13 protein-coding genes and 3 pseudogenes are annotated in these 11,444 nt (G+C 52.3%); 11 read left to right on the forward strand and 5 right to left on the reverse strand.

Going from position 1 to position 11,444, the window contains the following annotated elements:
* Positions 1 to 92 (forward strand): annotated as a pseudogene (locus HMPREF2726_RS14825) (IS630 family transposase); the annotation flags it as partial.
* On the opposite strand, the gene HMPREF2726_RS10650 reads toward HMPREF2726_RS14825, so the two are convergent.
* Both HMPREF2726_RS10650 and HMPREF2726_RS10655 read right to left on the reverse strand, forming a co-directional pair.
* Positions 93 to 416 carry a DUF3304 domain-containing protein gene (locus tag HMPREF2726_RS10650; RefSeq protein ID WP_009312713.1) on the reverse strand — a complete coding sequence of 108 codons (324 nt, stop codon included), beginning with the start codon at positions 414 to 416 and terminating at the stop codon, positions 93 to 95.
* A 421-nt stretch (positions 417 to 837) separates the two neighbouring features.
* Positions 838 to 1,404, reverse strand: coding sequence for an NADPH-dependent FMN reductase (locus tag HMPREF2726_RS10655; RefSeq protein WP_070603345.1), 567 nt, complete (start codon positions 1,402 to 1,404; stop codon positions 838 to 840).
* Positions 1,405 to 1,689: 285 nt separating this feature from the next.
* Between HMPREF2726_RS10655 and tsaB the strand changes: the two genes are divergently transcribed.
* The 6 genes and pseudogenes from tsaB (at position 1,690) to HMPREF2726_RS10680 (ending at position 5,162) form a co-directional block, all read left to right on the forward strand.
* Positions 1,690 to 2,367, forward strand: a complete 678-nt coding sequence (gene tsaB / locus HMPREF2726_RS10660; RefSeq protein ID WP_070603347.1) for a tRNA (adenosine(37)-N6)-threonylcarbamoyltransferase complex dimerization subunit type 1 TsaB — start codon at positions 1,690 to 1,692, stop codon at positions 2,365 to 2,367.
* On the forward strand, positions 2,364 to 2,807 hold the full coding sequence (gene rimI / locus HMPREF2726_RS10665) for a ribosomal protein S18-alanine N-acetyltransferase (protein WP_070603348.1): 444 nt from the start codon (positions 2,364 to 2,366) through the stop codon (positions 2,805 to 2,807). The genes tsaB and rimI overlap by 4 nt, the downstream gene beginning before the upstream one ends.
* Positions 2,801 to 3,598, forward strand: a complete 798-nt coding sequence (locus tag HMPREF2726_RS10670; RefSeq protein ID WP_070603351.1) for a uracil-DNA glycosylase family protein — start codon at positions 2,801 to 2,803, stop codon at positions 3,596 to 3,598. Before rimI ends, HMPREF2726_RS10670 begins: the two co-directional genes overlap by 7 nt.
* A 59-nt stretch (positions 3,599 to 3,657) precedes the next feature.
* The gene (locus HMPREF2726_RS10675; protein ID WP_070603353.1) at positions 3,658 to 4,152 is read left to right on the forward strand and encodes a hypothetical protein; all 495 of its coding nucleotides are present in this window, start codon (positions 3,658 to 3,660) and stop codon (positions 4,150 to 4,152) included.
* A gap of 200 nt (positions 4,153 to 4,352) precedes the next feature.
* A pseudogene (locus tag HMPREF2726_RS14500) lies at positions 4,353 to 4,472 on the forward strand (IS5/IS1182 family transposase); the annotation flags it as partial.
* Positions 4,473 to 4,493: 21 nt separating this feature from the next.
* Positions 4,494 to 5,162, forward strand: a complete 669-nt coding sequence (locus HMPREF2726_RS10680; protein ID WP_070603354.1) for an HAD-IA family hydrolase — start codon at positions 4,494 to 4,496, stop codon at positions 5,160 to 5,162.
* A gap of 595 nt (positions 5,163 to 5,757) precedes the next feature.
* On the opposite strand, the gene rsgA is transcribed toward HMPREF2726_RS10680, so the two are convergent.
* Positions 5,758 to 6,624: a ribosome small subunit-dependent GTPase A gene (gene rsgA, locus HMPREF2726_RS10685; RefSeq protein ID WP_070603356.1), complete on the reverse strand. Its 867-nt coding sequence runs from the start codon at positions 6,622 to 6,624 to the stop codon at positions 5,758 to 5,760.
* A gap of 208 nt (positions 6,625 to 6,832) precedes the next feature.
* Positions 6,833 to 7,561: an LOG family protein gene (locus tag HMPREF2726_RS10690; protein WP_039404238.1), complete on the reverse strand. Its 729-nt coding sequence runs from the start codon at positions 7,559 to 7,561 to the stop codon at positions 6,833 to 6,835.
* A 206-nt stretch (positions 7,562 to 7,767) separates the two neighbouring features.
* Here HMPREF2726_RS10690 and truC point away from each other — a divergent pair, with 206 nt between their 5' ends.
* The 4 genes and pseudogenes from truC to HMPREF2726_RS14750 all read left to right on the forward strand — a co-directional run.
* Positions 7,768 to 8,475: a tRNA pseudouridine(65) synthase TruC gene (gene truC / locus HMPREF2726_RS10695; protein WP_070603358.1), complete on the forward strand. Its 708-nt coding sequence runs from the start codon at positions 7,768 to 7,770 to the stop codon at positions 8,473 to 8,475.
* 191 nt (positions 8,476 to 8,666) lie between these two features.
* Positions 8,667 to 9,920, forward strand: a complete 1,254-nt coding sequence (locus HMPREF2726_RS10700) for a type VI immunity family protein (RefSeq protein WP_070603360.1) — start codon at positions 8,667 to 8,669, stop codon at positions 9,918 to 9,920.
* Positions 9,921 to 10,001: 81 nt separating this feature from the next.
* On the forward strand, positions 10,002 to 10,277 hold the full coding sequence (locus HMPREF2726_RS10705; protein WP_003762149.1) for an oxidative damage protection protein: 276 nt from the start codon (positions 10,002 to 10,004) through the stop codon (positions 10,275 to 10,277).
* An 88-nt stretch (positions 10,278 to 10,365) separates the two neighbouring features.
* A pseudogene (locus HMPREF2726_RS14750) lies at positions 10,366 to 10,478 on the forward strand (IS5/IS1182 family transposase); the annotation flags it as partial.
* Between the two features lie 575 nt (positions 10,479 to 11,053).
* Here HMPREF2726_RS14750 and rpsJ read toward each other — a convergent pair.
* Positions 11,054 to 11,365, reverse strand: a complete 312-nt coding sequence (gene rpsJ / locus HMPREF2726_RS10710) for a 30S ribosomal protein S10 (RefSeq protein ID WP_002642322.1) — start codon at positions 11,363 to 11,365, stop codon at positions 11,054 to 11,056.
* Positions 11,366 to 11,444: the final 79 nt, after the last annotated feature.

Here is an 11,444-nt window from a genome sequence, read left to right on the forward strand (position 1 = left end):
TGTGGGCGAATATTAAGCGGTATCTGCGAACCGTTTTGTCTGATTACGCCCGATTTGACGATGCGCTACTGTCCTATTTTGATTTTAATTGACTATAATACACGCACTGAATAATCCGGCAAAATGTGAAACTGCAATAATCCGTTGTCTTCATCGGTAAATTTATCTACCTTCACATTAACGTTACACTCTTCAAATTCATTTGTATCCGTGCTTATCATCAAAGTCAGTGGCAGCGTCATTCCCTCATGCCAGCAAGGGATGGAAACGTAACATTGTCCTCCCCCTTCCTCTGAATAAGGCCCTATATCGTTTAAAGTCCATGTCTCTCCAGCCTTGTGATAAGTTATCATTACACCTTGGTCAGAATAGTTGCTTAGCATAAATGCAAACGAGCGTTCCTTATCGGTATCCACAAAAAATCATCCTTTTGATTGAAGATTTCTTTTCCCGAAGAGGCATAGATCGATAAAACCGGAAGAGCGGCGACTAAACCTACCAAGCCTAAAAACCTAAATAATTTTTTCATTTTTTTCCTTTTTGCCCGCCGCAATGCTCAGTGCGGCGCATTTTTAAATGACAACGTGGTTCGTATAGTAGCTTGAACGATGTAATGGGTAAAGCGAATGGGATAACCGGCTGATGGGTCGTCTGAATGGTTGCAGACCCGTTGGGTTTGCTTCTTTCAGACGAGCTTTGATGTGTGTTTTCTCTGATGCTATTGATTTAAAAGAAAGGTCGTCTGAAACCTTAGATTTCAGACGACCTTTCTGCATTAAACCTTTGATGTTTAGAAAATCAGCTATTTTCTAAAGTCCGGCAGTTTTTCTGCTGGTTTTATTTGAGGTTCTTCTCGATGAGGGCGACGAGTTGGTCGATGTAGCCTTGAACGAAGCTGCGCGCGGATTCGATGAGTTTGCCGTTATCGTCAAACAAGGTGGGGGAGTTGCCGAGGAAGACTTCGGGCTGTCCGGTCAGCGGCATATTGAAGTAGGACAAGGCAAGGCGCAGGTTTTTTTGCGAACTGTAACCGCCCATTTTGCCGACGGAATGGCTGATGATGCCTGCGGGCGTGTTTTTCCATGCGACGTCGGCGTTGGGTTTGGAGCCGATGTCTACTGCGTTTTTCAGGCAGGCGGGGATGGTGCGGTTGTTTTCGGAGGTGACGAACAATACGCCGTCGGAGGCTTTGATGGTTTCGCGGAAGGCGGTGTAGCTTTCGGGCGTGGGGAAGTCGGTTTCGGCGGGGTCGTCGTAGTCGAAATTGTAGAGCGGCAAATGGCCGATTTCGACGATTTGGGCATCGTAGCCTTCGGGGAACATGGGGATGACGTTTTGCGCCACTTTGCGGGCGAACGAGCCTTTACGCAGGCTACCTACTAAAATGCTGACTTTTTTTGCCATGAATTTTCTCCTGATGATGTAAAAACAATAACGATTCTTAGATTCATTTTAAAGCCGCCAGTCGATTGTCGTCAATCCTGTTGGGAACAATTTGACCATTCTGCGCAAGGCTGACCTGAGTTGGGGAATCAGTTTGGTAGCGGCTTGCCTGCCCTACCCCAGTTTCGAGACAGTCTTTTCTAAAGTGTTGAAACGTTATCGAGGTCGTCTGAAAACCCTATCGGGCATGAATCAAGACGACAATGCTATAATCCATCCTGAAATTTTTATCTTGAAGAACACGCCATGCAAGCCGATTTCAGACGACCTGTCCTTGCCATCGACACCAGCACTTCCTACCTGTCCCTCGCGTTGCAAACCGACGGGCAGATTGTTTCGTTTCATGAAAACGTCGGCACGAAGCAATCCGATTTGATCCTGCCGCAGATTCGTGTTTTGTTTGAACAAACCGGTATTGCGGCGGCGGATTTGGGCGTCATCGTTTATGCACAAGGTCCCGGCGCGTTTACCGGTTTGCGTATCGGAACAGGTGTGGCGCAAGGTTTGGCGACGCCGTTTGATACGCCCCTCATCGGCATCCCCTGTCTGGATGCAGCGGCGTATCTACTGCCCGAACAAAGCTGCGTACTGGCGGCGACCGACGCGCGTATGGGCGAGGTGTTTTACGCATGGTTCAACACTGGAGTGCACCGGCGGCTTGGCGATTATCAGGTCGGCAAAGCGACTGAAATTGTCGAACCCGAAGGCTGTACGTTTACCGGCGGCATAGGCAACGCGTTTGCCCTGAGCGATGCGCCGCCCTTTGCCGGTACGCCGCAAATGCCTGCCGCTTCCGACTATCTCAGGCTGGCACTGAGCGGGCGTTATCCCGCGTCCGATGCGGCACACGCCGAATTGCTTTATGTCCGCAACAAAGTCGCCCTGACTGCCAAAGAGCAGGCAGAACGGAAAGCGCAGGCATGAATATCCGCCCCGCTTTTTCAGACGACTGCCCTGCCCTTGCCGCCATTGATGCGGTCAGCAACCCGTCGCCTTGGTCGGTAAAACAATTCGCCTCCGCATTGGCGCAGAGTACGGATAAACTATGGGTCTGCGAGACCGACGGCGTCATCAGCGGCTTTATCGTTTGGCAGGATATATTGGATGAATCCGAGCTGCATTTGATTGCCACCGCCCCCGAATACCGCCGACAAGGCATTGCCGCCGCACTATTGGAGCATTGGTTCCGCCACGCCCAAACCGCCGGTATCACGCGCTTGTTGTTGGAAGTCCGCGCCAGCAATGCCGCCGCCCAATCGCTGTATTTCAAATACGGCTTTACCGCGGTCGGCATCCGCAAACATTACTATTCCCTGCCCGAAGGCGGGCATGAAGACGCCGTATTAATGGAAAAACCATGTTAAGCAGCCGCTATCTCCACTTGCATCAGGCATTAGGCTTAGGCCCGATGTGGCTGAACCGTAACGCCAAAGTCATCCCGCCCGCAGGTGATGCACCCGTTGCCCAGCCGCAAAAACCTGCCGCCGCCCAAGTTGCCGAAGCCGTCCGCACGATTTCCGCATCGGCACATCATGCCCGTATGGCGGCGATGGCGGCGGTTCAACACGAAAAAACCGCCCCAGCAGCGGCAACGCCTCCCACCCCACCAACTGCTGCGCCGGTTGACGCGCCTGCTCCGTCTGCACGGACACATTCCGCGCCCGAAGATACCACCAAAGCCGCCACTGCAACCGTTTCAGACGACCTCCCGCGCCTGCAAACCGAAGCGCGCCCTTCCGAAGTCATCATCATCAGCATCTGCCCCGCAACCGAAGACAGTCTGCACGGACAGCTCTTTCACGGCGCGGTTGGCGTCCTGCTCGACAATATGCTTGCCGCCATCCGCCTGTTGCCGCAGCAGGCATACAAAACCAGTTGGGTCAAAGCGGCGCCGGTTTTCAGTCCGCATCCTACTGACGAACAAATCCAAGCCGAGCTGCCACAGCTTGCCCGAGAGCTTGCCGATACACAGGCGAAGGCTGTTTTATTGGTGGGGCAAATCTTTGAAAAACCCGAACTTGCCCCATTGATAGACACCCTCTGCGGCGACACGCCCCGCTTCATCCTTCCCCACCCTGCCCGCCTGCTGCGCCAACCGCAGCTCAAAGCAAAGGCCTGGCAGGTTTTGAAACAAGTGCGGCAGATACTGAATTAAGGTATGCCGACAGCGTTCCAAACATTTCCCGCACCATATCCACCCCTTCCCTATCCATCATGTACCTCACCCAAGAAAAACCCTACCGCCCGCTGCTGATTGCCCTGATTTTCCTGACCCTGCCTCTGGCATTGCTGCTGCACGAAATCATCACAGTCGGGCTGTTCCGCCATTCCGGGCTGCTGCTGACCTTCCAAGACGGGCAGTTGCGGCAAGTAGCGGGCTGGAATGACGCCATCGTTTGGTTTATCTGCGGCGTATTCGGCTTTTTCAACCTGATTATCGCGGGCGGACTGACCAAACTCGCCTACAAAAAAATGATGCGCCGCCATTTCCGCTACGCCCTGTTTTTAAGCGGCGCGGCGGCGTGTGCGGCGGCTTTGGTCGTGATTATCTTGGAATCTTTACTGGGCAGCGCGGCATTGGGCGGCATGCGGCAAGGCGGGATATTTCTTTACGCATTGAGCGTTTGGATATTGGCAATGTTGACGCTGCCGCGCCAACTGACCCGCGCGCCGGAGCAGCCCATCATTTTTCACAAAATGAAAAGATAAGCCGGAAAGCAGAAAATCGGGACACCGCCCTCCTTCATGTTCTTCAATAAGAAAACCCATAAAAAGGGATCGTCTGAAACTTTTCAGACGACCCCTTTGCCCAAATTCATCCGCCCTTAGCGTTTGAATTCAGGCATGATTTTTAAAGTTTGCATCAATCTGTAAGCAGGCAGACATCCGTTTTTCTGCTATGATTTTTCTATAGTGGATTAAATTTAAATCAGGACAAGGCAACGAAGCCGCAGACAGTACAGATAGTACAGCAAGGCAAGGCAACGCCGTACTGGTTTAAAGTTAAGCCACTATATCTTGCCCAAAGGTAGTCTGAAAGAAAGCGCACGATGAAACCTAAACTGATTATCTTCGACTGGGACGGAACGCTGGCAGACACGACGCGCCCGATTATCCGCACCTTCCAACAAAGTTTTGCCGACTGCGGCATGCCCATCCCCGATGACGATGCCGTCCGCGCCCTCATCGGTTACAGCCTGCCCGAAATCATCCGCCGCCTCGCCCCGCATGCCGGCGAACACATGCGCGAAGAATTGGCGGAAACCTACGCCGCACACTATCTCAATCCCAACAACCACAACATGACGCTCTTCCCCGAAGCCCTGCCCTGCCTGCACACCCTGCAAAACCAAGGCTACTGGCTCGCCGTCGCCACGGGCAAAGGCAGGATAGGACTCGACCGCTCTATCGCGCAAACCGGTACAGCCGATTTTTGGATGGCGACAACCTGCGCCAGCGAACAAGCCTCCAAACCTGCGCCCGACATGATTTTCAAGCTATGCGACGAACTGGGGCTGACGCCGCAGGAAACTTTGGTTGTCGGCGATACGACCCACGACTTGGAAATGGCTGCAAACGCCAAAGCCCCTGCCGTCGCCCTCACCACAGGCGCGCACTCCGCCGCCATGTTGAACACCGCCCCGCATCTTGCCATACTCGACAACCTCTCCGAGCTACCTGATTTCTTGGAAACATTTGATTGGACAGGAAAGGTTTAATGCAAAGCACAAGCCCTCTAACGATGCAGACAGCCAACCCGTAGCGTGGGCTTCGCCCGCGAAAAACTCGGTTTATGATCAGACTTAGAAACCGATTGGCAGGTCTCGTGGGCAAAACCCACGCTACACTTTTCCCGAAGCGTTACGGCGTGCTACCAACCATCGAGCTAAGCGCGTACCTATTCAGAAAAGCCCTGTATAGAATGAGTCAATCGCTTCTCCATCCCCAATCCACCCCCACGATAAAAAGGTCGTCTGAAAACCTACCCCTCAAGTTTTCAGACGACCTTTTTTAGCTCACAAAGTAGTGTGGGCTTTGCCCACGAAAAAAACGAGTCGGTTTGTGGTCTGATTCGGAAACCGATTAACAGATTTCGTGGGCAGAGCCCACGCTACACTTTTCCCGAAGCGTTACAGCGTGCTGCCGAACATCGGACTAAGCAAACCTGTTTGGAGAAAGTCTCCGTATCGAATAAATCAATCGCTTCTCCATCCCAAACCCTCCTCCCGATAAAAAAGGTCGTCTGAAAACTGAACTGCACCCCTCAAGTTTTCAGACGACCTTTTTTAGTTCACCGAGACCAACCGCCTATCCCTATCTCAACAACTCATCCGTTATCCGTTGCAAAAATTCGATGCGTCCGGGCTTGGCTTCGCCTGCTTCGGCGGCGGCTTTGACGGCGCAGCCGGGTTCGGCGCGGTGGGTGCAGTTGTGGAAGCGGCATTGTCCGACGAGGTGGTTCAGGTCGGGGAAGTATTGCAGCAGGTCGGCGGCTTGGAGGTGGTGCAGCCCGAATTCTTGCAAACCGGGGGAGTCGATTAACTGGGTTTCTTCGTTTAAATCGTAAAGCTGGGCGTGGGTCGTGGTGTGTTTGCCGGAATCGAGCGCGGTGGAGATGTCGCCGGTGCGGGCGGTTTGGTTGCCTAAGAGGGCGTTGGTCAGGGTGGATTTGCCCATGCCGCTTTGTCCGAGCAGGATGTTGGTATGCCCTTGCAGGACGGGGCGCAGGATGTCGGCGTTTTCCAGCGCGCGGGTTTCGATGACGGGATAACCGAGCGTTTCGTAGAATTTGAGTTTTTCGCGCCAGAGGGCGGTTTCGGGCAGGTCGGCTTTGTTCAGAATGATGACGGCTTGGATGCCGGCGGCTTCGGCGGCTAGGAGCGCGCGTTGCAACAGGGCTTCGCTGGGCGAGGGAACGGCGGCGGTCACGATAAGGAGCTGGGTAACATTCGCGGCGATGAGCTTGGTTTTCCATGCGTCTTGGCGGTAGAGTAGGCTTTCGCGTGGTAGGTAGTCTTCGATGACGGCTTGTTCGGCGTTGATGTTTTGGATATGCACGCGGTCGCCGCAGGCGAAATCCACCCGCTTTTTGCGCGTGCTGGCTTCGTAGGTTTTGCCGTCGGGCGTGCGCACGATGTAGCGGCGGCCGTAGCTGGTAATGATTTGGGCGGTATCGGTCATGAGCGGTTGGGTCGGGTGGATTGGATAAAGGGAATGTTCGCGGCGGCGTGGCTGTCTTGCGGCGAAAAGGTATTGTACCGAAATAGGCAGGGGTCGTCTGAAACGATTCTATATCGGGTTCACTTGAACCGATACGACGTTGCCGCCTTGTCTTGATTTCAACTCAACCCGCAAGATTCAAACGGTTTTCAGACGACCTCCCAGCCCATCACAATCCGAGCGACCACGCGTTGACGCCTTCGGAAAAATCTTCCAAACGGTTTTCGTAGTGTGCGAAGATTTCTTCAATGATTTCGTCTTCGCCGTCGATCAGTCGGATTAAATCCATATCGGCTTCCGAAATCAGCCCGCGCCCGAGCAGCTCCTTGCGTATCCAGTCCAATAAACCCGACCAGAAATCCTTGCCCACCAAGATAATCGGACGGTCGGGTGTTTTACCCGTCTGCACCAGCGTCAGGCTTTCAAACAGTTCGTCCAGCGTGCCGAAGCCGCCGGGCATGACGACATACGCGACCGCGTGTTTCACAAACATCACCTTGCGCGGGAAGAAATGTTGGAATTTGATGGACAAATCCTGATACGGATTGGCTTTTTGTTCGTGGGGCAACACGATATTCAGCCCCACCGCCGGGCTTGCGCCCGCAAACGCGCCCTTGTTCGCCGCTTCCATAATCCCCGGCCCGCCGCCCGAAATGACGGAAAAACCCGCATCCGAGAGCTTGCGTGCCAGACGCAGCGTGAATTCATAATCGGGATGGTTTTCCGGCGTGCGCGCGCTGCCGTAAATGCTGACCGCAGGCTGAATCGCCCGCAGCTCCTCGCCCGCCTCAACAAATTCCGAAATAATCTTCAAAACATGATACGACTCCCGCGCCTGAATCTCGCGGCGCGCCTCATCGGTCAGCATAGGCTTGGGCAGTTTTTTGAGCAGGCTCACGGTTTTTCCTTCATCTTGTTGAATCCCCACATTGTAACCGACAGAACCCGGGGTCGTCTGAAAACGCAGGCAGGAATGACGGCAAGTGTTCCTTATTTGAACCGAATCATGCGTTTCAGCCCGCCATCCCGCGCAAAAGAGACAAGATTGCCGTCGCAGCCGTGACCGCTTGCGTTACAATCCCCCATTTCCGCCCATATCCTGCCATGCTCGAAATCCTCTACCGCGACAGCCGCACCATCGCCGTCAACAAACCCGCCGGAATGCTCGTCCACCGAAGCTGGCTCGACCGCCACGAAACACAATTCGTCATGCAGACCCTGCGCGACCAAATCGGACAACACGTCTATCCCGCCCACCGCCTCGACCGCCCCACATCCGGCGTCCTCCTGTTTGCCCTCGACCCCGAAGCCGCCCGCCTGCTGACGCAGCAGTTCGAACAAAAAACCACACGCAAAACCTACTGGGCAATCGTGCGCGGATATTTGCCCGACGACGGACTCATCGACTACCCGCTCAAATATCAGCCCGACAAAATCGCCGAATCCCAAACCGAAGCCACCCTCCAAGAAGCCCAAACCCAATACTGCTGCCTTGCGCGCACCGAATTGCCCTTCCAATCCGCCGCCCGCTACCCGACCTCGCGCTACTCGTGGGCGGAACTCATCCCGCACACAGGCCGCAAACACCAACTGCGCCGCCACATGAAACACATCTTCCACCCCATCGTCGGCGACACCAACTACGGCGACCTGCGTCAAAACCACGCCACCGCCGCCCACCTCGGCACCACCCGCCTCATGCTCCACGCCCGCAGCCTCTCGTTCCAAAGCATCGAAAACGGCGAAACCCTGACCGTCTGCGCCGATACCGACGAGAGCTGGCGGATTTGGCTGGGTACGTTTGAAGCCTAAGCGAAAGGTCGAGCGACAGGCGGGCTGGTTATGCTGCAAAGCCGGGCACGGTTTTCAGACGACCCCACCCCTTGCCGCATTATTCCGTTCAACCAATATTCCTGCCGAATAATCCTGTTTGACGGTAAAGGTCGTCTGAAAACGCTACACTCCTTCAGACGACGTCTGTCATATCACCATAAGGACATTCCATGAGCGACATCGAAAAACAACTCGCCGCCATCCGCTACACCGCCGACCGCACCAAACGCTACAACGAACATGGCTTTACCCTGTTGCAACTGGGCATACGCGGCGTGGTCTATTTCAATACCCGTGATAATGTCGCCGATGCCTTAACCGGTTTGATGGATTTCTATTACGAATGGGGAAAAAACAAGCTAACAATAGCCAGCCATGAGATAGGAACAGGTACACGGAACAGAAGCGGTCGGATGCGCGAGATCAAGTTGAGTGAAAAGTCGTACCTTAAAGAACGGGATAAAGTGTACCGTTGGCTGGATGAAAGAACCGAAAATGCTTCCGAGGTTGATTGGGGAATGCAAAGCGAGCATGCAAATACCAGTGCATCCTATTATTTCAATATCACCTCTTTTGCCGCCTACTTTGCAAACGATCCAGATATATCAAGAGGCACCCTACTTTTTAATCTGCCACTAGAAATTTTGTCTTCTCCCCAAGATTTGGCAAAGCTGGATGAATTTGTCGGTAAGATTTCAGAGAAGCTGGATGTTTTCCACGGCTATATCGGACTGGCAGCGATTCCACCGCATAATTATCACGACGGTGCGCCGTATGAATACGGGGTTTGCCGCGAGAATTTAGGGCTGATTCCGGTCACGACCGATTATTTGGCAGACTTTTATGACTATAATATCCGCAGTATCAGTTGGTACACACTGGTCGGCAGGGAACTTTACGGACAGCTACCGGCAGGCAGGATAGAGCCTGTTTTGGCAAATCATCCCAATATTACTCTGCGCGACATCGCAGGCATCAAGATTTTCAAAATCGGTAGCCTGCCCGAAACAGGAGATATCCGCGAAGATTTACCCTTGGACTACATTGCGCTAAACCGAGCTTTAGAACCGATACGCGAAAAATATCCGCGTGAAAACATGGGCGGCATTACCCGCGAACAGATGTATTATTGGTCAAGGAGATGGGACGGCTGGGAAGTGGAAGAAAAAGACGGGAAGAAAATCTACACCCAAGTGCCGCAGGAAATCATCGGTGTTGAGGAAGAGCCTGTTCCGATTTCGGGTATGTGGAAAATCACCAGCTTTGACGGTGAAACCCGCCATTTCAATAAAGGCGAGATCTTCCCCGAAGGAGAAGGAATTCGGACGCAAGATGTACTTCTCGGACCCCAAATGGGGCTGACCATTTGGGAGCTGGTCAAAGGCGACCACAACGAACCTTTGCGCAGAAAAGCAATGTGGTAGGCAACCGCCCTGCCTTTCCGAACGTCAGCCGATACGTTAAAATAGGCCTCGTCTGAAACCCCGTTTTTAAGGAAAACCGCCATGACCCGTATGGTTCACTGCGTCAAACTCGGCAAAGAAGCCGAAGGTATGAAATTCCCACCGCTGCCCAACGAATTGGGCAAGCGTATTTTTGAAAATGTATCCCAAGAAGCTTGGAATGCGTGGACACGCCACCAAACCATGCTGATTAACGAAAACCGTTTAAGCCTCGCCGACCCGCGCGCACGCGAATATCTGGCACAACAAATGGAGCAGTATTTCTTCGGCGACGGCGCAGATGCCGTTCAAGGTTATGTGCCGCAAGAGCCAAAATAACGCCATCATTTGCTCAAAAAGTCGTCTGAAAACGAAAATCGGATTTCAGACGACCTTTTTGTATCAATAAACTTGCTGCAAAGCCATTTCATTTTATAGTGGATTAACTTTAAATCAGGACAAGGCCGACGAAGCCGCACAGTACAGACAGTACAGCAAGGCAAGGCAACGCCGTACTGGTTTAAAGTTAAGCCACTATATTTCCACTATTTCCGTATTTTCCCTATTCCTCTTCCCCGCAAAAGAGGATGAAAAATACCAAAATCGCAACCGTTTATCAGCTTATCAAATTTACCACCAACTTATTGCATCCTTTGGACAAGAGTTGGCCGAATCGCAATAACCCATCAAAATTTGCCGTACTTCAATATAGGTTTCACAAAAGCTCAAATGAATTTCGCCAACCATCTGTTTTCAGACGACCTCAACATGGTTTCTTTGACCTGCTGCACCCGACCTTTGTCCTGAATAAAGGGAGAAAACGTCGCGTAGGCTTTACCCACGGAAAGTGTTCAAAGAATTATTTATCTAACACCGGAACACCGGCTCCCCATACAAATATAAACCGATTTCCAATGATGCACATATCGATCTTTAACAGTAAGCAAGACCTAATAAAATTCAAAAACTCAATTCCATCCATGAAGTCTCGATTGTGCAAAATACCAATCAACAGAATGCCCTATTTCTATTTGAATCCACCATAAATGCTTCAATGGGTTAAAAAATAAAAAGCCGAACGGATAAACCATTCGGCTTTCTATCAAAAGCAACGATTATTGAACTTTAATTTCTACATCAACACCGGCCGGCAAGTCCAGTTTCATCAGTGCGTCGGTAGTTTTGTCAGTCCAGTCCACGATGTCCATCAGGCGCAAGTGGGTGCGGATTTCCAATTGTTCACGAGAAGTTTTGTTCACGTGTGGAGAACGCAGAATGTTGAAACGCTCGATTTTAGTCGGCAACGGAATCGGACCTTTTACAACGGCACCGGTACGTTTTGCAGTTTCAACGATTTCTTGAGCAGAACGGTCGATCAGGCTGTAATCATAAGCTTTCAGGCGGATACGGATTTTTTGGTTTGCCATTTATCGATATCCTTCAATTAAGCGATGATAGAAGAAACCACACCCGCACCTACGGTACGGCCACCTTCGCGAATCGCAA

The organism is Neisseria sp. HMSC074B07, from assembly GCF_001810355.1.
Taxonomy (GTDB): Bacteria; Pseudomonadota; Gammaproteobacteria; order Burkholderiales; family Neisseriaceae; genus Neisseria.

What these genes read in the sequence shown, in the direction of transcription:
- HMPREF2726_RS10655 (WP_070603345.1), bottom strand. Translation starts at nt 1,404, where the DNA reads ATGGCAAAAAAAGTCAGCATTTTAGTAGGTAGCCTGCGTAAAGGCTCG.
- tsaB (WP_070603347.1), top strand. Translation starts at nt 1,690, where the DNA reads ATGCAAGCCGATTTCAGACGACCTGTCCTTGCCATCGACACCAGCACT.
- rimI (WP_070603348.1), top strand. Translation starts at nt 2,364, where the DNA reads ATGAATATCCGCCCCGCTTTTTCAGACGACTGCCCTGCCCTTGCCGCC.
- HMPREF2726_RS10670 (WP_070603351.1), top strand. Translation starts at nt 2,801, where the DNA reads ATGTTAAGCAGCCGCTATCTCCACTTGCATCAGGCATTAGGCTTAGGC.
- HMPREF2726_RS10675 (WP_070603353.1), top strand. Translation starts at nt 3,658, where the DNA reads ATGTACCTCACCCAAGAAAAACCCTACCGCCCGCTGCTGATTGCCCTG.
- HMPREF2726_RS10680 (WP_070603354.1), top strand. Translation starts at nt 4,494, where the DNA reads ATGAAACCTAAACTGATTATCTTCGACTGGGACGGAACGCTGGCAGAC.
- rsgA (WP_070603356.1), bottom strand. Translation starts at nt 6,624, where the DNA reads ATGACCGATACCGCCCAAATCATTACCAGCTACGGCCGCCGCTACATC.
- truC (WP_070603358.1), top strand. Translation starts at nt 7,768, where the DNA reads ATGCTCGAAATCCTCTACCGCGACAGCCGCACCATCGCCGTCAACAAA.
- HMPREF2726_RS10700 (WP_070603360.1), top strand. Translation starts at nt 8,667, where the DNA reads ATGAGCGACATCGAAAAACAACTCGCCGCCATCCGCTACACCGCCGAC.
- HMPREF2726_RS10705 (WP_003762149.1), top strand. Translation starts at nt 10,002, where the DNA reads ATGACCCGTATGGTTCACTGCGTCAAACTCGGCAAAGAAGCCGAAGGT.
- rpsJ (WP_002642322.1), bottom strand. Translation starts at nt 11,365, where the DNA reads ATGGCAAACCAAAAAATCCGTATCCGCCTGAAAGCTTATGATTACAGC.